16 protein-coding genes are annotated in these 20,002 nt (G+C 72.6%); 8 read left to right on the top strand and 8 right to left on the bottom strand.

All coding sequences use genetic code 11. The features are described 5' to 3' along the window. The first annotated feature begins 2 nt into the window (after positions 1-2). Complete coding sequence (locus tag AB0H71_RS03595) at positions 3-2,099, top strand: MMPL family transporter (RefSeq protein ID WP_357014474.1); 2,097 nt, start codon at positions 3-5, stop codon at positions 2,097-2,099. Here the strand turns inward: AB0H71_RS03595 and AB0H71_RS03590 are convergent. The 4 genes from AB0H71_RS03590 to AB0H71_RS03575 all read right to left on the bottom strand — a co-directional run bounded on the left by AB0H71_RS03590 (position 2,062) and on the right by AB0H71_RS03575 (position 6,389). Next, the gene (locus AB0H71_RS03590) at positions 2,062-3,075 is read right to left on the bottom strand and encodes a heme ABC transporter ATP-binding protein (RefSeq protein ID WP_357014472.1); all 1,014 of its coding nucleotides are present in this window, start codon (positions 3,073-3,075) and stop codon (positions 2,062-2,064) included. The two genes, AB0H71_RS03595 and AB0H71_RS03590, sit on opposite strands and share 38 nt — an antisense overlap. Further along, the gene (locus AB0H71_RS03585; RefSeq protein WP_357016133.1) at positions 3,072-4,145 is read right to left on the bottom strand and encodes an iron ABC transporter permease; all 1,074 of its coding nucleotides are present in this window, start codon (positions 4,143-4,145) and stop codon (positions 3,072-3,074) included. The genes AB0H71_RS03590 and AB0H71_RS03585 overlap by 4 nt, the downstream gene beginning before the upstream one ends. A gap of 32 nt (positions 4,146-4,177) precedes the next feature. Next, on the bottom strand, positions 4,178-5,209 hold the full coding sequence (locus AB0H71_RS03580) for an ABC transporter substrate-binding protein (protein WP_357014470.1): 1,032 nt from the start codon (positions 5,207-5,209) through the stop codon (positions 4,178-4,180). Between the two features lie 202 nt (positions 5,210-5,411). Then, the gene (locus tag AB0H71_RS03575; RefSeq protein ID WP_357014469.1) at positions 5,412-6,389 is read right to left on the bottom strand and encodes an aldo/keto reductase; all 978 of its coding nucleotides are present in this window, start codon (positions 6,387-6,389) and stop codon (positions 5,412-5,414) included. Between the two features lie 269 nt (positions 6,390-6,658). On the opposite strand from AB0H71_RS03575, the gene AB0H71_RS03570 reads away from it, so the two are divergent. From AB0H71_RS03570 to AB0H71_RS03550, 5 genes are all read left to right on the top strand, one after another. Continuing rightward, positions 6,659-7,408, top strand: a complete 750-nt coding sequence (locus AB0H71_RS03570; protein ID WP_357014468.1) for a histidine phosphatase family protein — start codon at positions 6,659-6,661, stop codon at positions 7,406-7,408. A gap of 92 nt (positions 7,409-7,500) precedes the next feature. Further along, entirely contained in the window at positions 7,501-8,088 is a 588-nt protein-coding gene (locus tag AB0H71_RS03565) for a DUF3090 domain-containing protein (RefSeq protein WP_357014467.1), read from the top strand. 3 nt (positions 8,089-8,091) lie between these two features. Beyond that, positions 8,092-8,889: an SCO1664 family protein gene (locus AB0H71_RS03560; RefSeq protein WP_357014466.1), complete on the top strand. Its 798-nt coding sequence runs from the start codon at positions 8,092-8,094 to the stop codon at positions 8,887-8,889. A 175-nt stretch (positions 8,890-9,064) separates the two neighbouring features. Then, complete coding sequence (mshC, locus tag AB0H71_RS03555; RefSeq protein WP_357014465.1) at positions 9,065-10,315, top strand: cysteine--1-D-myo-inosityl 2-amino-2-deoxy-alpha-D-glucopyranoside ligase; 1,251 nt, start codon at positions 9,065-9,067, stop codon at positions 10,313-10,315. A gap of 169 nt (positions 10,316-10,484) precedes the next feature. Beyond that, complete coding sequence (locus AB0H71_RS03550; protein ID WP_357014464.1) at positions 10,485-11,039, top strand: TetR/AcrR family transcriptional regulator; 555 nt, start codon at positions 10,485-10,487, stop codon at positions 11,037-11,039. Here the strand turns inward: AB0H71_RS03550 and AB0H71_RS03545 are convergent. The 3 genes from AB0H71_RS03545 to AB0H71_RS03535 all read right to left on the bottom strand — a co-directional run bounded on the left by AB0H71_RS03545 (position 11,028) and on the right by AB0H71_RS03535 (position 17,036). Continuing rightward, complete coding sequence (locus AB0H71_RS03545; RefSeq protein ID WP_357014462.1) at positions 11,028-12,881, bottom strand: Na+/H+ antiporter; 1,854 nt, start codon at positions 12,879-12,881, stop codon at positions 11,028-11,030. The genes AB0H71_RS03550 and AB0H71_RS03545 overlap by 12 nt on opposite strands. 235 nt (positions 12,882-13,116) lie before the next feature. Further along, positions 13,117-15,327, bottom strand: a complete 2,211-nt coding sequence (locus AB0H71_RS03540) for a molybdopterin oxidoreductase family protein (protein ID WP_357014461.1) — start codon at positions 15,325-15,327, stop codon at positions 13,117-13,119. Positions 15,328-15,404: 77 nt separating this feature from the next. Further along, on the bottom strand, positions 15,405-17,036 hold the full coding sequence (locus tag AB0H71_RS03535) for a serine hydrolase (RefSeq protein ID WP_357014460.1): 1,632 nt from the start codon (positions 17,034-17,036) through the stop codon (positions 15,405-15,407). 359 nt (positions 17,037-17,395) lie between these two features. On the opposite strand from AB0H71_RS03535, the gene AB0H71_RS03530 reads away from it, so the two are divergent. Together AB0H71_RS03530 and AB0H71_RS03525 are read left to right on the top strand one after the other, a co-directional pair. Then, positions 17,396-18,115 carry a metal-dependent hydrolase gene (locus AB0H71_RS03530; RefSeq protein WP_357014458.1) on the top strand — a complete coding sequence of 240 codons (720 nt, stop codon included), beginning with the start codon at positions 17,396-17,398 and terminating at the stop codon, positions 18,113-18,115. Positions 18,116-18,242: 127 nt separating this feature from the next. Beyond that, a complete protein-coding gene (locus AB0H71_RS03525) occupies positions 18,243-19,466 on the top strand; it encodes an alpha/beta hydrolase (RefSeq protein WP_357014457.1) in 1,224 nt (407 codons plus the stop codon). Between the two features lie 51 nt (positions 19,467-19,517). Here the strand turns inward: AB0H71_RS03525 and AB0H71_RS03520 are convergent, their stop codons facing one another. After that, a complete protein-coding gene (locus AB0H71_RS03520) occupies positions 19,518-19,997 on the bottom strand; it encodes a DNA starvation/stationary phase protection protein (protein ID WP_357014456.1) in 480 nt (159 codons plus the stop codon). Positions 19,998-20,002: the final 5 nt, after the last annotated feature.

Below are 20,002 nucleotides of genomic sequence, written 5' to 3'. Positions count from 1 at the left end.
GCGTGCTGCACTCCGGCTCCCTGCGGTGGGGCAGGTTCGTCTACCGGCACCGCGTCGTCGTGCTCGCGCTCTGCGTGTTCGCCGTCCTCGTCACCGGCTGGTACGGCCGCGACCTCGGCGACCACCTGACCCAGGAGGGCTGGTTCGACGAGAGCAGCGAATCGGTGGCCGGGTCGAAGATCGCCGACGACACCTTCGGCCGCGACACCGACAGCGACCTGATCCTGCTCTTCACCGCCCCCGCGGGCAGCACCGTCGACGACCCCGCGGTGCGCGGCCCGGTCACCGCCGCGCTCACCGCACTCCGCGAACAGCACGCCGACCGGGTCGCCAAGATCGACAGCTACTGGGACAGCCCGTTCGCCGCCTCCGCCACCGACGAATCACACACCGTCGCCTTCGCCGTGGTCGGGCTGCGCGAACAGGGCACCGAGGCGATCGAGAACTTCCTCGCGCTCAAACCCGCGCTCGGCGCGGACGGCGACGGCACCGGCCCCGGCGGCACCACCGTGCAGCTGGCCGGGCTGCAACCGGTGGTCGAGGGCATCAACACCGGCATGCAGGACGACATCCGCCGCGCCGAGGTGATCGCGCTGCCGCTGGTGGCGATCCTGCTGTACTTCGTCTTCGGCGGCATCGTCGGCGCACTGCTCCCGGTGCTGATCGGCGGCATGACCATCCTGGCCGGGCAGGGCGTCATGCGCGGGCTCACCGGCTACATCGACGTCAACGTCTTCGCCGGCGCCGTCGTCACCCTGGTCAGCCTCGGTCTCGCCATCGACTACGGGCTCTTCGCGGTCACCCGGTTCCGGGAGGAGCTCGCCGCGGGCCGCGACGTCGAGGACGCGGTGGCCCGCACCGTCGCCACCGCGGGGCGCACCGTGCTGTTCTCCGCGCTGATCGTCGCCATCAGCCTGGGCGCGCTGTTCATCTACCCGAACGGGGTGCTGCGCTCGGTGCCCTACGGCGGCATCTCCTCGGTGCTGATCGCGGCCGCGCTCTCGGTCACCGCGCTGCCCGCGCTGCTCGGCATCGTCGGGCACCGCATCGACCTGTGGGGCTGGAAACGATTCTCCCGCGGCAAGACCGAGGCCGAGATCGACGCCGGGTTCTTCTCCCGGCTGGCCCGCTTCGCCATGCGCCGCCCGTGGCTGGTGATCGTGCCGGTGCTGCTCGGCATCACGCTGCTCAGCGCCCCGTTCCGGCACATCGAGTTCGGCGGGCTCAGCGAACGCTACCTCGACCGCGAACACCCGGCCCGGGTCGCGCAGGAACGCTTCGACGAACTCTTCCCCGGGCTCCGGCTGGAACCGGTCAAGCTCGTCGTGGTCGGCGCCGACCCGCAGCAGCTCGCCGACATCCGCTGGGCCGCCAACCAGGTCCCCGGCCTCACCGGCCGCTTCGAACCCGCCGCCGCCACCCGCGACGGGGTCAACGTGCTCAGCGCCGGGCTGCGCGAGGACCACGACGCCGACCGCGTGGTGCGCGCCCTGCGCGAAATCCCGCAACCCGACGGCGTCCGGCTGTACGTGGCCGGGGTGCCCGCCCTGGAACGCGACAGCATCAACGGCCTGCTCGCCGGGCTGCCCTGGCTGCTGCTGATCCTCATCAGCGCATCGCTGGCGCTCATGTACTTGGCGTTCCGGTCACTGGTGCTCGCGGTCAAAGCGGTGGCGATGAGCGCGCTCAGCCTCGCCTCCACCCTCGGGCTGCTCACCTGGATGTTCGTCCAGGGGCACGGGTCGGAGCTGCTGCGCTTCACCCCGGGGCCGCTCATGTTCGCGGCGCTGGTGCTGATCGTCTGCGTGATCTTCGGGCTCTCCACCGACTACGAAGTGTTCCTGCAGTCCCGGATGGCGGAGGCGCGCGCGGCAGGCGCCGACCCGCCCGAGGCCATCCGCTACGGCATCGCCCACACCGGCGGGGTGATCACCTCGGCGGCCGCGATCCTGATCGTGGTGACCGGGGCGTTCGGCTTCTCCGATCTGGTGCTCATGAAGTACATCGCCTACGGCATGATCGCCGCGCTGGTCCTGGACGCGACCGTCATCCGGATGCTGCTCACCCCGGCGGTGCTGAAGCTGGTGTGGCGGCGCTGACCGCGCGCACCGGCAGCACCAGCTGCGCGCCGGTGCGCGGATGGTCGATCACCTCGACCGGGTGCCGGTAGACGGCGCTGAGCAGCGCGGTGGTGAGCACCGCGCGCGGGGCGCCGTCGGCGGCGACCCGGCCCCGGTCGAGCACCGCGACCCGGTCGGCGTAGGCGGCGGCGATACCGAGGTCGTGCACCACGATCACCACCGCGGCGCCGGCCGCGGCGCGGGCGCGGGCCAGGCCGAGCACCGCCTCCTGGTGGCCGAGGTCGAGGGCGGCGGTCGGCTCGTCCAGCAGCAGCGTCGCGGTGTCCTGGGCGAGGACGCGGGCCAGGGCGACCCGGGCCCGTTCGCCGCCGGAGAGGGTCGGGAAGGCGCGTCCGGCGAGGTGGGTGACGTCGGCGGCGGTCAGGGCGGCGTCGATGGCGGTGTCGTCGTCGAGGTCGCGGCCGGTGCCGGTCCAGGGGGCGCGGCCCATCGCGACCACCTCGCGGGCGGTGAACGGGAACCCGACGGTGTGGCTCTGGGGCAGGACCGCGCGCCTGCGCGCCATGTCCAGGGCCGACCAGGCGGTCACCGGGCGGCCGTCGAGCTCGACCGTGCCGGTGCTGACGGGCAGCTCGCCCGCCAGCGCGGCCAGCAGCGTCGACTTCCCGGCACCGTTCGGGCCGACCAGGGCGACGACCTCGCCCGCGGTGACCTCGAAGCCGACATCGCGCAGGACTTCCCGCGGGCCGCGGGTAACGGTCACGCCGCTCGCGCGCAGGGTGACCGCGCCCCGGTCCGGGCGGTCGGGCAGGGGGGAACCGCGCCCGAATATCCGGCGCCGCCGCCCGGCACCGACGGGCGCGCCGCCGCGCTTCGCGGCGATATCCGCCGCCCCCGCGCCCTCCGTGCGGACATCGTCGGCGCTGGACCCACTTGCGTCGGCGCGCACCGCGAGATCGTCTCGGCGCGGCTCCGGCGCCTGCCCGCCGCTCATGCCCACCCGCCCGAGCGGGCGCGGGTGCGGCGCAGCAGCCAGAAGAAGAAGGGGCCGCCGACGAGGGAGGTGAGCATGCCGAGCGGGAGGTCGGCATTGGTGACCAGGGTGCGGGCGCCGACGTCGGCGGCGAGCAGCACCACCGCCCCGAAGACGGCGCTGAGCGGGATCAGCACGCGGTGCGCCGGCCCGGCCAGCATCCGCACCACGTGCGGCACCACCAGCCCGATGAACATGATGATGCCGGTGAACGCCACCCCGGCGGTGGCGAGCAGCGCGACGACCGCGATGACGATCGCCCGCAGCCGCTCCACATCGACCCCGAGGTGCCTGGCCACCGATTCCCCGAGCGCGAGCAGATCCAGTTTCCGCGCGACCAGCACCGCCGCCCCGACGCCGAGCGTGGTGAGCCCGGCGACGATGCCGACCGCGTCCCAGGTGGCGCCGTTGAGGCTGCCCAGCTGCCAGAACACGATCTGATCGCGGGCGGCGGGCTGCGCCACGAACAGCAGGAACGCGAGCAGCCCCCCGGCGAAGGCATTGATCGCGACGCCGGTGAGGACCAGCGTCACCACCTCGGTGCGCCCACCCGAGCGGGCCAGCAGATACACCAGCATGGTGGTCGCCAGCCCCGCCGCGAACGCGGCCGCCGCCACCGACCAGGCCGCCACGAACGCCCCACCCGCCACGATCACCGTGCCCGCGCCCACCGCGGCACCGGCGGAGACCCCGATCACGCCGGGTTCGGCGAGCGGGTTGGCGAACACACCCTGCAGCAGCGCGCCCGCGGTGGCGAGCGCGGCGCCGACGAACGCGGCGAGCAGGACCCGCGGGAACCGGACCTCCCACAGCGTGACCTCACCGGCGGGATGGGCCGGGAGCGGGCCCAGCTCGAGGCCGAGGCGGTGCAGGACGCTGCCCGCCACCTCGGCCGGGGTGGTCGGCACCTGGCCGAGGGTGGCCGAGAGCAGGGCGAGCGCGATCAGCGCGGCGACCGCCACGATCGAGACGATCGCGATACGGGAGACGCCGCGGCTGCGCGGGGCGACCGGGGCGGGGGAGTGCGGCATGAGCGTCGCCGGATCGGCGCCGGAGGTCCGGCTCATGCGCCGTAGACGGCGTCGCTGAGCGCCGCGACGACCCGCCCGGTGTTCGGCCCGAAGGACAGCAGCACGGCATCGGACATGTCGACCACCCGCCGGTCCCGCCCGGCCGGGGTCTGCGCGATGCCGGGCACCTTGGCGAGCCCGTCCAGCCCGCCGACCGACTGCAACCCGTCGGTCATGACCAGGATGACATCGGGCGCGGCATTGATCATGCCCTCGCTGGTGATGGCGGTGAACGGCTCGCTCACCCCGGCCGCGGTCCCGGCATCGGCCCCGCCGATCGCGGCGATCAGCGCGTCGGCGCCGGAGCCGGGCCCGGCGATCATGGTGATCGCGGTGGAGCGCAGGTACAGGAAGGCGATGCGCAGCGGCGGCTGCCGCGCGGGCACGGCGGCGGTGGCGGCGGCGATCTCGTCGCGGGTGCGCTGGGCCAGCTGCGCGCCCCGCTCCGGGACGCCGAGCGCGGCGGCGACCGCCTCGATCTGCGGCACCACGCCGTCCATGGTGCGCTGCGGGTCGAAGTAGACGACGGCGAGCCCGGCCGCGCGCAGCTGCTCGCGCACGGCGGGGGCGGCGCTGGTGGTGTCGGTGAGGAACACCGTGGGGCGCAGCGCGAGAATGGATTCCACATTCAGCGAGCCGCTGCCGCCGGTCACGTTCGGCACGTCCCGCACCGCGGGAAAGGACGCCGCGGTGCTGCGCCCGACCAGGTTGGCGCCGAGCCCGAGCGCCCACACCGTCTGTGCCAGCGTGCCGTAGCGGTCGGCGGCCACGATCCGGTCCGCGGAGCCGACGGTGACCTCGGTGCCGTCGAAGGAGCGCACCGTCACCGGCAGCGCGGGGGCGGGCGCCGGGGTGAGCGGCACCGGATCCAGGTCGGCGAGCGTGGCCGTCGCGGGGCCGCGCTCCCCGCCGGTCGCCCCGGAGCCGGAGTCCCCGCAGGCGGTGAGCCCGGCCGCCAGGATCACCGCGAGCACCGCGAGCACGGCACGGAATCTCCCGGAACGAACACGACCGCCACACCTCATGCCGCCCAGGCTAGCGGGGCGCCCGCGCGCTGCGGGCCGCACGGTCCGTGGTGCGCGACACCCGTCCTCGCCGGGCAGCGGGCACGATCAGGTCCGGGCGACGGGCGCGGCCGGTCGGCCCCACCGGTCCCCCGGCCTCGGCGCGCCGACCCCGGCCCGCAGCCGGCGAGGCGGCCGGTGCGGTACCCGGCTCGCGGGCCGGCTACTCGTGCCCGGTCTCCGGGCGCGCGCTCACATCGTCGAGCGCGGCAGCGATGGCCCGCGGCAGCTCCAGCGTCTCGGCGGCGAGCACCCCGGTGAGCTGCCCGATATCGCGCGCCCCCACGATCATGCTCGCCACCCCCGGCCGATCCCGGATCCAGGCCAGCGCCACCGCCAGCGGTGAGGTGCCGAGCCCGTCCGCGGCGGTGACCAGCGCGTCCACCACCCGGTTGGCGCGCTCGTCGAGCCGGTGCCTGATCTCCTCGGCGGTCGCCTCGTCCGCGCCGCGCGAATCCGCGGGGACCCCGTCCCGGTACTTCCCGGTGAGGATGCCGCCCGCGAGCGGGGTCGCCGCGATCAACCCGGTGCCGTGGTGCCGTGCCGCGGGCAGCAGATCCTCCTCCGCGCCGCGCGCGAGCAGCGAGTACGGGTGCTGCGCGGCCACCACCGGGGTCAGCGCCGCCAGCGAGGCCAGCTGCCAGGCGCTGAACCCGCGCACCCCCACATACCGGGCCTTCCCGGCCCGCACCGCGTGCTCGAGCGTGCCCGCGACCTCGTCCAGCGGCGTGTAGGGGTCCCACTCGCCGACGCTCCACAGATCCAGGTGGTCGGTGCCGAGCTCGCGCAGTGTCCGGTCCAGCTGCGCCAGCAGCCCCCGCCGCGAGGCGTCCACGGCCGGGCGCACCGGCTCCGGCAGCGCGGGCCCGGCCTCGCCGGTGCTCACCGGCACCACCCCGGAACAGCCGCTGAGCACCAGGTCGTCGCGGTTGACGAGATCGCCGAGCAGCTCGGCCAGCACCCGCTGCGCGCCACCGGCCGCGTAGCCGGGGGAGGTGTCGACCAGGGTGCCGCCCACGTCCAGGAACGCCGTCATCTGCACCGCCGCCTCGTCGGCGCCGGTACGGTCGCCCCAGGTGTGGGTGGCCAGGCCCATCCGGGACACCCGCAGCCCGCTGCGGCCGACCGTCCGCTGTTCCATTACCGCGTCCACGCTCTCGTCACGGCGCCAAGCCTAAGGCGTCACCACGCCGGGGGCGCCGACCCGACACCGCGCCGTCCCACACAGTCCGCACCCACCCGCGCACCGGGCCCCGCACGCGGCCTGTACTGTCGCTGCGTGATCACGGCGGGCCGGCGAGCCCAATTGTCGGTTCGGAACCGATATTTCGGACAGCGGCGGCGGCCGGTCGCGGCCGGTGCCCGCCGCGCGCGGGGCGGCGCGAACACCCCGCGCACTAGGCTGATCCCATGACGGTCATCCTGCTGCGCCACGGCGTCTCCACCTCGAACACCGCGCGCACGCTCGCCGGACGCAGCACCGGCGTCGAACTCACCGAGCGCGGCGCCGAGCAGGCCGCCGCGGTCGCCGACCGGCTCGGCGGGCTCCCCATCCGGCACATCGCGCACTCCCCGCTGCTGCGCTGCCAGCGCACCGTCGGCCCGCTCGCCGAACGGCTCGGGCTCGAACCCGAGTACGACGACCGGCTGCTCGAGGTCGACTACGGCGACTGGACCGGCCGCCCGATCAGCGAACTGCTCGAGGAGCCGCTCTGGTCGGTGGTGCAGCGCCACGCCTCCGGCGCGGTCTTCCCCAACGGCGAGGGGCTGGCCGACGTGCAGCGCCGCGCGGTCAGCGCGATCCGCGACATCGACCGCCGCCTCGCCGACGCCGACGACGGCGCCGACGTGCTCTGGGTCGCCTGCACGCACGGCGACGTCATCAAGTCGGTGCTGGCCGACGCGCTCGGCATCCACCTCGACGGCTTCCAGCGCATCGTCGTGGAACCGGCCTCGATCAGCGTCATCCGCTACTCCCCGCACGCCCCCTACGTCTGGCGGCTCAACGACACCGGCGCCGACCTCTCCGCGCTCGCCGCCGCCCCGCCGTCCGGGCCCGCCAAGGCCGGGGCGCCCGCGCCCGGCCCGGTCCCCGGCGGTGAGGTGACGCCGGACCCGGTCGCGGATAATGGGAATGCGGAGCGCCGCGATCCGTTGTAGAGACGTCACACGGGGCCCCCGGCTCGCCCCGGCGTCTGGAAAACGCCACGCCGGGGTAAGTCGATGAGGGTCAGGGTTCGAGGAGGGTGCAGATGGCACGAGCAATCCACGTATTTCGCACCCCCGATCGCTTCGTCGCCGGGACCGTCGGTGAACCGGGTGATCGCGCGTTCTATCTCCAGGCCGTGCAGGATCCGCGGGTCGTCAGCGTGCTGCTGGAGAAGCAGCAGGTCAAGGTGCTGGCCGATCGGATGGGGCTGCTGCTGGACGAGGTCGCGCGCCGCTTCGGCGCCGAGGTGCCGCCGCAGGCCGAAGCCGTCGGGGACACCGATCCGCTGGTCACCCCGGTCGACGCGGAGTTCCGGGTCGGCACCATGGGGCTCGGCTGGGACGCCGACGCCGGCGCGGTGGTGGTCGAGCTGCTCGCCATCACCGAGACCGAGGTCGACGAATCGGTCGTGCTCGACGACACCGAGGAGGGCCCCGACGCGGTGCGGGTCTTCCTCACCCCGATCCAGGCCCGCGAATTCGCGCTGCGCTCCACCAAGGTGATCGCCGCCGGCCGCCCGCCCTGCCCGCTCTGCGGGGAGCCGCTCTCCCCGGGCGGGCACATGTGCGTGCGCACCAACGGCTACAAGCGCGGCGACATCTTCGGCGCGGCCGACCTGGAAGAGGAGTGACCCGTGCCCGGCGGTGACGACCCGCTGTTCCAGGAGGGCGAGCTGGCGGTGCTCGGCCGGATCAGCACCGCCAGCAACCTCACCCTGGTCTGCGACATCGCCACCGCCGACCCGGACGCCCCGCTGCGCGTGGTCTACAAACCGATCCGCGGCGAACGCCCGCTCTGGGACTTCCCCGACGGCACCCTCGCCGGCCGCGAGGTCGCCACCTACCGGGTCGCCGAGGCGCTCGGCTGGCACACCGTCCCGGAGACCATCCTGCGCGACGGCCCCTTCGGCCCCGGCATGGTGCAGCGCTGGATCGACACCACCGACCACGCCGACACCCTCGACCTCGTCGACCTCACCCCCGCCGGCGTGGTCCCCGGCGGCTTCCGCGAAGTCCTGCGCGCCGTCGACCCCACCGGCGCCGAGGTCTCGCTGGTGCACTCCGAGGACGCCCGGCTGCGCCGCCTCGCCGTGCTCGACGTCATCGTCAACAACGCCGACCGCAAGGGCGGCCACGCCCTCGACGGCGCCGACGGCACCGTCTACGGCGTCGACCACGGCATCTGCCTGCACGCCGAGAACAAGCTCCGCACCGTCCTGTGGGGGTGGGCGGGGGAGCCGATCCCCGAGGAGTTGCTGCCCGACATCACCGGGCTCGTCAAGGAGATCGGCGGCGACCTCGCCGACGAACTCGCCGAGCACCTCACCGACACCGAGATCACCGCGCTCGCCGACCGCGCCCGCCGGTTGCTCGACGACCCCGTCATGCCGCTCCCGGACTCCGCGCGCCCCATACCCTGGCCCGCCTTCTGACCCCGCCCCGCCCACCGGCCCCGCCCGGGTGACCGGCGAATCTCCCGGACGCCAACGGTTGACTTCACCCGCGCGCCGCCCCGCCGCAGGTCGGCCCGGCCGACCCGGGTGCGGCGCGGATGCCGGGACCCGGGGCGCGGCACCGCCACCCCACCCGCACCTCTACCCTCGAACCATGCAGTCCTGGTCCGATACCCCCATCCCCACCCTCGCCGGAACAGGGCCGCCGCTGCGGCTGTTCGACACCGCCGACCGCGCCGTGCGCCCGGTGACCCCCGGCCGCACCGCCACCCTCTACGTCTGCGGCATCACCCCCTACGACGCCACCCACCTCGGCCACGCCGCCACCTACCTGACCTTCGACCTGGTCAACCGGCTCTGGCGGGACGCCGGCCACGACGTGCACTACGTGCAGAACATCACCGACGTCGACGACCCGCTCTTCGAACGCGCCGCCCGCGACGGCATCGACTGGCGCGACCTCGGCGCCCGCGAGATCGAGCTCTTCCGCGAAGACATGGCCGCGCTGCGCGTACTGCCCCCGCGCGACTACATCGGCGCCGTCGAATCCGTCGACGAAGTGATCGAACTGGTCGGCAAACTGCTCGCCGCCGGCGCCGCCTACACCGTCGAGGACGCCGAATACCCCGACATCTACTTCCGCGCCGACGCCACCGAACAGTTCGGCTACGAATCCGGCTACGACCGCGCCACCATGGAACGGCTCTTCGCCGAACGCGGCGGCGACCCCGAGCGCCCCGGCAAACACGACCCCATCGACCCGCTGCTGTGGCGCGCCGCCCGCGACGGCGAACCCTCCTGGGCCGCCCCCTTCGGCCCTGGACGGCCCGGCTGGCACATCGAGTGTACGGCGATCGCCCTGAACCGGCTCGGCCCCGAGTTCGACGTCCAGGGCGGCGGCTCCGACCTGATCTACCCGCACCACGAATACTCCGTCGCCCACGGCGAGGCCCTCGGCGCCGGCCGCCGCTTCGCCCGCCACTACGTGCACACCGGCCTCATCGGCCTCGACGGCGAGAAGATGTCGAAATCCCGCGGCAACCTCGTCTTCGTCTCCACCCTGCGCCGCGCGGGCACCGACCCCGCCGCCCTGCGCCTCGGCCTCTTCTCCGGCCACTACCGGCAGGACCGCATGTGGACCGACGAGGTCCTGCGCACCGCCGAGCAGCGCCTCGCCCGCTGGCGCGAAGCCACCGCCCTGGCCGCGGGCCCGGCCGCCGACGACACCGTCGCCCGCCTGCGCCAGCACCTCGCCGACGACCTCGACACCCCCAAGGCGCTCGCCGCCGTCGACGAATGGGCCCGCCAGGCACTCGCCTACGGCGGCGCCGACCGCACCGCCCCCGCCGCCATCCGCACCGCCGTCGACGCCCTGCTCGGCATCGCACTGCACCCCGCCCGATAGCCACCGGGCTCCGCCCGCACCGGGCTGACCCGAACCGACACGAAATCGGACAACCGCCCAGGATGTCCACGCGATTCGCCGATTCCACCCCGCTCACCTGCCGGGAAGAGCCGAGCCGATGCGGTACTGTTCGGCCTCACTCCCGTCCCTGCGAGCAGATCGGCGACCCATGTCCCGCGTGGTCACCAAGGATCAGTACTTCGACATCGCCCTCGAGGTGCTGGCCGAACTCGGCTTCAAGGGCCTCAATATCGGCGTGCTCTGCCGCCGCCTCGGCGTCACCTCCGGCTCCTTCTACCACCACTTCGGCAGCTGGCAGGGCTTCGTCGACCTGCTCCTCGAAACCTGGGAACACCGCCAGGTCCTCGTCCTGCGCGCCCGCAACTTCGGCCGCAGCACCCCCGACGACGACGTCCGCGCCCTCTCCGACCTCGCCTGCGGCCTCAACCACCGCGCCGAGGCCGCCATCCGCGCCTGGGGCGCCAACGACGAATCCGTCGCCGTCGCGCTCAAACGCGTCGACGAATCCCGCCGCCGCACCGTGCACAAGGCCATCGACGGCATTGTGCACGACCCCGACACCGCCGCCGTCCTCACCGCGCTCGGCATGGCCACCCTCATCGGCTACCAGCAGATCGCCCCCGGCGCCGAGGAACCCAGCCTCGACCGGCTGCTCACCGAATACGCCCGGCTCATCTACTCACACCGCCGCTCACCCCAGTAACTCGTCCACGAAACACCACCGCCACGCCTCACCCGGCTCCACACTCCGCATCACCGGATGCCCCTCGCCGGCATAGTGCTTCGACGCGTGATTGCCCACCGACGAATCACAGCACCCCACATTCCCGCAGGCCAGACACATCCGCAGGTGCACCCAGGTCAGCCCCTCCGCGATACACGCCGCACACCCCGCCACCGAATCCGGCACCCGCACCAGCGGCGCCGCCCGCAGATGCGCACAGCTCTCCGCCCGCTCCGGCGCCGTCAACGGCTCCGGCTCCGCCACCTCCGCCTCGTCGAACCGATCGATGATCGACTCCTCCAGATCCAGCCGCGCCATCACCGCCTGCAGGATCTCGTAATCCAGCGCGCCGTCGTCCCGCGCCCGCAACACCGTCTCCCGCTCCGCCCCCAGCATCGCCAGCCGCAACCGCCGATACTCCGCCGTCGGCGTCGCCAGCTCCGACTCCGCCCGCCCCAGCCGCTCCCACGCCGCGTTCGTCCGGAACGTCAACCGCTCCCGCAACGCCCGCACCACCTCCTCCGGCGTCTCCGGCGTCACCCGCCGATCCAGCTCCGCCGAGCCCGCCGCCGCCGCCTGCTGCAGCAGATTCGCCTTCTGCAGCGCGTCCTCCGCCCGGCTCGGCCCGCGCAACTTCAACGCCCGCACCACCCGCGCCAGCGTCGACCCCTGCACCAGCAGCGTCCCCGCCACCACCAGCAGCGCCAGCAGCTTCAACACCGCCAGCTGCGGCGTCTCCTCCGGCAGCAACAGCACCGCCGCCACCGTGACCACCCCGCGCATCCCCGCCCACGACACCACCAGCCCGTCCCGCAGCGACTCCTCACCCCGCCCGCGCACCCGATTCAGCCACGCCCACGGCAACACGAACAGCGGCCGCGCCAGCATCGCCGCCACCGGCACCGCCACCACCGCCACCAGCAACGTCCCGTCATCCAGCCCCGAGGCCAGCGCGTCCTCCACGATGTGCCGCACCTGCAACCCGATCACCAGGAACACCGAGCTCTCCAGGATGAACTGCACCGTGCGCCAATTCGTCCGCTCCGCGATCCGCGACGCCGCGCTCTGCCAGCGCGGCGCACCGTGACCGAGGATCATCCCGCACACCACCACCGCGATCACCCCCGACGCGTGCACCCCCTCCGCGGGCAGGTACGCCGCGAACGGCGCCAGGAACGACAGCGTCGTATCCAGCACCGGATCGGTGATCCGGCGCCGCAGCGTCGCCAGCACCGCCGCCACCAGCACCCCGACCAGCACCCCGCCACCCGCCGCCAGCACGAAATCCCCGCCCGCCTGCCACACCGACACCGAACCCGCCGACGCCGCGATCGCCGTCCGCAGCGCCACCAGCGCCGTCGCGTCGTTGAACAGCGACTCGTCCTCCAGGATCGTCACGATCCGCCGCGGCATCCCGATCCGCCGCGCCACCGCCGTCGCCGCCACCGCATCCGGGGGAGCCACCACCGCGCCCAGCGCCACCGCCACCGCGAACGGCACCGGAAGCAGCAGCCACACCACCGCGGCCACCGCGAACGTGGAGAACAGCACCAGCACCACCGACAGCAGCGCGATCGTCGCCGCGTTCTTCCGGAAATCCAGCAGGGAGGTGCGGATCGCCGCCGTGTACAGCAGCGGGGGGAGGACGCCGAGCAGGACGATCTCGGGGTCCAGCTCCACCTGCGGGACGAACGGCAGGTACGAGGCCGCTACTCCCGCCACCGTCAGGACAAGGGGCTCCGACAGCCCCGCCCGGCGCGCCAGCGCCGCCAGGGCGACCGCCGCTGCCACCAGGACCACCAAGCCGACCGCCACATGCATCGTGGCATTGTGTCACCCCCCGGCGAAAGGGGGATGTTCGCCGGGGCTCCGCCCCGGAACCCCGCCCTCCGGGGGAGGAGCAAACACCCCGCGCGGGGGAGGGGCGCGCTCCCACATCGGGTGTGGAGTGCCCTTCCGCAACGGGGGAGTGCCATCCCGCGACGGAGGGACTGACGTCTTCGCGCCCAGGTTGTGAGGGGGCGTCGCCATGCGCCGACCCCTCATAGCCAGGGCGTCAGCCCGGGATGGCGGCTTCCTCGGGGTGCTCGGCGACCTCGGGGGCGCCGGGGGCGGGCGCTACGGTGACCCAGGTTCCATTGACGGCGGCATTGCCGGTGAAGGGATCCGTCGCCTTGGGGTCGTGCAGCAGGTTGACGTTCGCGCCGGGGAGACCCGCCGCCACCGTCCAGCCGACACCGGGCTCCCGGTGCCCCCACCCGTGCGGGATCGCCACCGTCCCGCGCCGGATCTCGTCCGACACCTCCACCGGCACCACGATCGCCCCGATCCGCGACGACACCAGCGCCGGATCACCGTCGGCCAGCCCCCGCTCCACCGCGTCCTCCGGATGCACGAGCACCGTGCACCGCGGCTTCCCCTTCACCATCGACGGCAGATTGTGCAACCACGAGTTGTTGCTCCGCAGATGCCGCCGCCCGATCAACCGCAGATCGAACCCATCGGCCGGCGCCGTCACCGCCGCACCGCGCCCCGCCTCCGCGATCAACTCCCGCACCCCCGCCACCAGCAGCTCCGGCGCCAGATGCACCTTCCGATCCCGCGTCGCGATCAACTGCGGCAACCGCGGCCGCAGCGGCCCCAGATCGATCCCGCCCGCCGTCTTCCGCAACTTCGAGACCGTCACCCCGCCCGGCCCCTTCCGCAACACCCCGTACGGCCCCACCGCGACCCCCGCCGCCGACAACCGCAGCGGGCTCAGCCGATCCAGCACCGCCGTCACCGCCCGCCCGGTCACCTTCCGCACCGGCAGCGGCAGAATCTCCGCCACCAGCCGCGCCAGGATCTGCCAATCCTCCAGCCCGTCCGCGGCCGGCTCGAACACCCGCGGATTGAACCGCAGATTGTTCCGCACACTGAACATCGTCAACAGGATGTCCATGTCCTCACGCTCCAGCGGCGAGATCGGCGGCAGGATCAGATCCGCATGCCGCGTCGTCTCCGTGACGTACATATCCACCGCGACGTAGAAATCCAGCCCGGCCAGCGCCTCGTCCAACCGCCCGCCCTGCGGCGTCGACAACACCGGATTCCCGGCATAGGTCACCATCGCCCGGATCTGCCCCGGCCCCTCGTCCAACATCTCGTCCGCCAGCACCGCCACCGGCAACTCCGCCCGGAACGACTTGAACCGCCCCGACCGATCCGTCCACTTCCCATACCCCGCCAGCGGAATCCGGCGCACCATCCGCGCCGCGTCCACCGCCGGCGTGGTGAACATCTGCCCACCCGGCCGATCCAGATTCCCCGTCACCGCGTTGATCACATTGATCAACCAGTGCGTCAGCGTGCCCGTCACCTGGTGACACACCCCGATTCGCCCGTACATCACCGCCGACGGCGCCGCCGCGTGCTCCCGCGCCAACCGCCGGATCACCTCCGCCTCCACCCCCGCCAGGGGAGCGGCCCACTCCGGCGTCGCCGTCGCCACCAGCGCCCGCAGCTCCTCGAACCCGGTCATCCGCGACCGCACCGCCGCACCGTCGACCAACCCCTCGGTCACCAGCACATGCAACATTCCCAGCAGCAGATACGCATCACCCCCCGGCGCCACCGCCACGTGCTCGTCCGCCAGCTTCACCGTCTCCGTCCGCCGCGGATCGATCACCACCACCGTGCCGCCGCGCTTGCGCACCGCCCTGATCCGATCCCGCGCGCCCGGCATCGTCGTCACCGACCCGTTCGACACCGCCGGATTCGCGCCCAGGATCACCAGCCGATGCGTCCGATCGATATCGGCCACCGGCATCAGCACATTCGACCCGAACATCTGCCACGCCGCGAACTCCTGCGGGAACTGATCGATCGACGACGCCGTGAAGAAATTGTTCGTCCCCAGCACCGTGCGCAGCATGCCGCCGTAGATCACCGACGAACTGTGCGCCGCCGGATTCCCCAGGTACATGCCGACCGCGTGCGCGCCGTGCTCGGCCCGCACCTGCCGCAGCCTGCGCCCCGCCTCCGCGAACGCCTCGTCCCAGCCGATCGGCACGAACTCCGTGCCGACCCGCTTCATCGGCGTCCGCAGCCGATCCGGATCGTGGTGCAGCCCGCCCATGGCCGTCGCCTTCGGGCAGATATAGCCCTTGGAGAGGACATCGTCGGGATTACCCTCGATCCGGGTCACCTGCAGGTCCTCGACGGTCACCAGGATTCCGCAATGGGCCTCGCACAGGGTGCACTGCCGGGCAACGGTGGTCGCGTTCATCAAGCTTCGTCACCTTCTGCCGAACTTTTCGACCAGGTTACCCGGGTCACACCCCAGCGCCATAGAGCGGATTACGGTCAGGGCTTCACGAACATGCCGAGCCCCTCCTGCTCGTAGTACGCCAGGATCAGCCGATTTCCCTCGAACCGGGCCGTCGACAGCGACCCCGGATTCGCCCCCTCACCCTGCGGCGCGAACACGAACTTGTCGCCGTCCCAGTGCCGCATCGGCATCCGCACCGCCGCCGGACCCATCGTCAACACCAGCGCGCCATTGTCCACCGACACCACCGCCGGCCCGAAATACGCATTGTCGTAGGTACCCGCGTAATCCTGCAGCGGCCCCGCCGGCTTCGCGTTCGACGGCCGCTCCTTGCCCGCCAGATCCCCGAACGGCGCGTTGATCTGCTCGAACACCCCCGCGAACAGCTCCCGCCAGTCCTCCCGCACCTCGCCGAACTGCACCAGATCCGCGAACTCCGCGTTCAGCGTCTCCGGCACCCCGATCGGCGCCGCGTTCGTCAGCGTCACGATCCCCACATCCGCCGACGGGATCAGCGTGAACGCCGTCCCCGCGCCCCGGTTGAACGCCCCCGAATGCCCCAGCGTCACCCGCCCGGCCGGCGAGGTCCCCACATTGAAACCGAATCCGTAGAACCCGGCCCTGGAATCCGGCGACGCCGGGGGAGCGGACATCGCCTGCGGCGACACCGCGGGCAGCAGCGCGCCCGGCGGCACGATCTCCTTGCCCTCGAACGTCCCGTCCGCCAGCATCATCGTCATCCAGCGCGCCATGTCGTCCACCGAGGAGCTCACCCCGCCCGCCGGCGACTGCGGATCCGGCTGCCGCGGCGGATCGGCCGGCTGGTACGCACCGTTCACCAGCACGTGCCCGACCGCCCGATCCGGCCGGCTCACGAACTCGCTGTACCGCGAACTGGTCGAGGTCATCCCGAGCGGCTCGTAGATCTCCCGCTGCGACAGCTCCTCCCACGAGGTGCCCGCCGCCTCGGCCACCGCCACCGCGGCCGCCGTCAGCCCGTAGTTGGTGTAGGCGTAGGAATCGCGGAACGTGTCCAGCGGCAGCTGCCGCAGCCGCTCCAGCACCTGCTCGCGGTTGTACCCCAGATCCTCCAGCAGGTCACCCGCGTGATCCGGCAGCCCCGACCGGTGCGAGTACAGATCTCCGATCGTCACGTTCTCCGTCACGTACGGATCGGCCAGCGCGAACCCGGGCGAGAGCCGGCGCACCGGCGTATCCCACGCCACCCGGCCCGCCGCCACCTCGCGCGCCACCGCCGTCGCGCCCAGCGGCTTCGACACCGACGCCAGCTGGAACACCGTGTCCGAGTCCACCGGCTGCCGCGTCGTCACATCGCGCACCCCGAACCCCTTGCTGTACACGACCTTGCCGCCGTGCACCACCGCGACCGCCATCCCCGGAATCTTCGACGAGCTCATGAGTTCGTCGGCGATCCGATCCAGCTGGCCCACCGCCCTGTCGATCTGCCCGTCCGGGATGGCCACCCCGGCGACCTGCCCCGGCGACTGCTGCGCCGTGCCGCTCGGCGGCGCGGGACTCGAGGAGGCCGTGCCGCCACCTGAGTCGTCCTGCGCGCAGGACCCGACGACGAGCACCGCCGCCACCGCCAGCCCGATCACCACTCGGCTCCGATCCCGCACGGCCACCACCTCCTTGGTGTGATGCACAGCACAATGCGACGAGCCTAGCGTCAGCAATCAACCGGCAACAGATTTTGCCGGGTTCCAGCGTGGCGCGGTCAATACGTCACTGTGACGCAATTGGGGCATCACTCGGCGTCACTGTGACGCATTGGAGGAGGGCGGTTGCCGTTGCGCGAGTCGGCCACAAAGCCCGCGCGGATCAACCCGGCCGAGCAGCGCGCGGCGTGCACGATGGGCATCGCAGCGCGCGGAGCAGATGTACAGCGAATGCCGAGCCGGTGCACAAACGCCAGGTCGTAAAAGTGCCGATAATCTACATTATGTCAACCTGTACCGCTCTCCCCGGTGAACCGCACGTGAACCAAGATCGATAACGTGGGTGCGTGCTCGGACATTCTCACGCGACCAGCGGCGCGCTCGGCTGGTCGGCGGCCGCCGCGGCCCTCCCGGTCTCGATCCTGACCTACCCGGTGCTCGACGTCGCCGGCGACCACCACCTCGGAACGGTCGATCTGCTGCTCGGCGTCTTCCTCACCGCGGGCGCCGCGCTGCTGCCCGACATGGACCACCCGGACGGCACCATCGCCAATACCCTCGGCCCGGTCTCCGAGCTCTTCTGCACGGTCGTCTCCTGGCTCGCCGGCGGCCACCGCAAGGCCACACACTCCCTCCTCTTCGTCGCCCTCGCCGGCGTCGGCACCTGGGCCGGGATGACCTACCTCGGCAGGCCCTTCACCCTCGGCCTGGTCTTCGTGCTGCTCGCGCTCGCGGTGCGCGCCCTGCACCTCTGCCCGCCCGGCAAGGGCATCCGCGCCTGGGGCACGGTGCTGGCACTGGCGCTCGGCGGCACGTTCGCCATGACGCACTGGATCTCCGACGCTCCCCCGTGGCTGCCGTTCTGCGTCGCGCTCGGCTGCCTGGTGCACATCCTCGGCGACTGCCTCACCGACCGCGGGTGTCCCCTGCTCTGGCCGTACAAGAAGCGGCTCGGGATCGAGATCATCAGCCGGACCGGGAACAAGGTCGAGACGTGGGTGCTCGCCCCGCTCTTCATGGCGGGAACGCTCGTCTTGCTCTGGTACACGATCACCCAGCTGCCGTAAGCGCCCGCCTCCCGGTCTTTGCTGGTTTCTTGTATTTGGATTGAGGGGCAGTAACTGATTTGATGCGCATAGTCGCATACATGCAATAATAAATAGTTTATGCAGTGCACACCTGTACACTGAACCCATGAACGAGGACCTGCGACGCGCGGAGATACGCGCCCTCGCCCGCCTCGCCGGCGACGAACTCGGCGGCGCCGTCGCGGGAATCGCCGCCGTCCACCGCGCCATCTCCACCCGGGTCTTCACGGCGGTGCGCTGGGGCGTGGGCCCTGCGGCGCTCCCCGTCCAGGTCGCGCACGACGTCATCGCCGATGGCGTCTACACGATCGTCGGTACTGCCGCCGAGACCGCGGGAAGGGTCGCCGAGCGCACCGCCGACCTGCCCGATGCCGAGCCGCCCTCCCGCACGGTCTTCGGTGCCGGGCTGCTCGGCGTGCTGACCGGGCTGATCGGTGACCGGCTCGCCGAGCAGAACCCCATCCTGGCGGCCCCCATGTCCTTCCGGGTCGACGGCAGGCCGGTGACCCCGGAGGAGATCGGCTCGCCGCACGACACCCTCGTGGTCTTCCTGCACGGCCTGGTCGAGACCGAGTACGCCTGGCGGCGCGGCGGCCGCCCCACCTATGCCGAGCGGCTGGCCGGGGAGCTGCGCTGCGCCACGGCCGAGGTGCGGTTCAACAGCGGCCTGCACGTCTCCGAGAACGCCCGCGAACTCGCCGAGCTGCTCGACCGCACGCAGCGCGCGTGGCCGGTGCCGCTGCGCCGGATCGCGCTGGTCGGGCACTCCATGGGCGGGCTGGTGGCCCGCTCGGCCTGCCATCTCGCCGCCGCGGAGGGCGCCGAGTGGGTGACGCTGGTGCGGCAGATCGTCTGCCTCGGCTCCCCGCACCTCGGCGCGCCGCTGGAGCAGTTCGTGCACGTCGTCTCGGCTGGGCTGGTGAAGCTGCCGGAGACCAGGCCGTTCGGGCGGCTCCTGCGCCGGCGCAGCGCCGGTATCCGCGATCTGCGGCAGGGGTCGCTGGTGGACGAGGACTGGGCGGATCTCGATATCGACGCCCTCAGCCAGCGCGTCCAGCAGGAGGTGCCGCTGCTCCCCGGCGTCGAGCACTACTTCGTGACGGCCTCGATCCTGCGCAATCCGAAGAACCCGCTCGGCCGCATCGTCGGCGACGGCCTGGTCCTCACCCCGAGCGGCTCCGGCCGCGGCCGGGCCAGGCGCATCGCCTTCGAGCCGGAGAACGGCCTGCACCTGCCGGGCGCCAACCACTTCACCCTGCTCAACGACGAGGCGATCCACGAGGCGCTGCTGCGCTGGCTCGCCGGCGCCACTCCCCTCCCTCGGCCCTGAAATGCCGAACCGCCCGGGAGCCGGGGCTCGCGGGCGGTTCGACAGGCCGGGTCAGGCCTCGGCGACCTGCGCCTGCCACATCCAGTGCAGCTGCTCCAGCCGACCGGCGATCTCGATGATGAGATCCTGGGTGACCGGGTCGGCCTTCTCGGTGGCGTCGATGCGCTCCCGGAGCCCGCGGATGACCGAGGACAGGTTGGTGACGACGCCGTTGATGACGTCGGTGTCCTGCTGCCAGCCGTCCGGGAAGCCGTCGGCGGCGCTGTCGCGGGCGACGGTGGCGGCGCGCCCGTCCGGGCTGACACCGATGGCGGTGGCGCGCTCGGCGGCGGCGTCGGTGAACTCGCGGGCGGCGGTCACCAGCTCGTCGAGGGCGAGGTGCACCGAGCGGAAGTTGCGGCCGACGACGTTCCAGTGCGCCTGCTTGGCGATCAGGGACAGGTCGATGAGGTCGACGACGGTGGCGCGCAGGGCCTCACCGGCGATGCGCTGCTGCTCGGCCTCGAGGGTGCTGGTGATGGGTTGCGACATTGCTG

The sequence above is a fragment of the Nocardia sp. NPDC050697 genome (genome assembly GCF_040654395.1).
GTDB lineage: Bacteria > Actinomycetota > Actinomycetes > Mycobacteriales > Mycobacteriaceae > Nocardia.
This window is presented reverse-complemented; position numbering and strand designations above follow the sequence as displayed.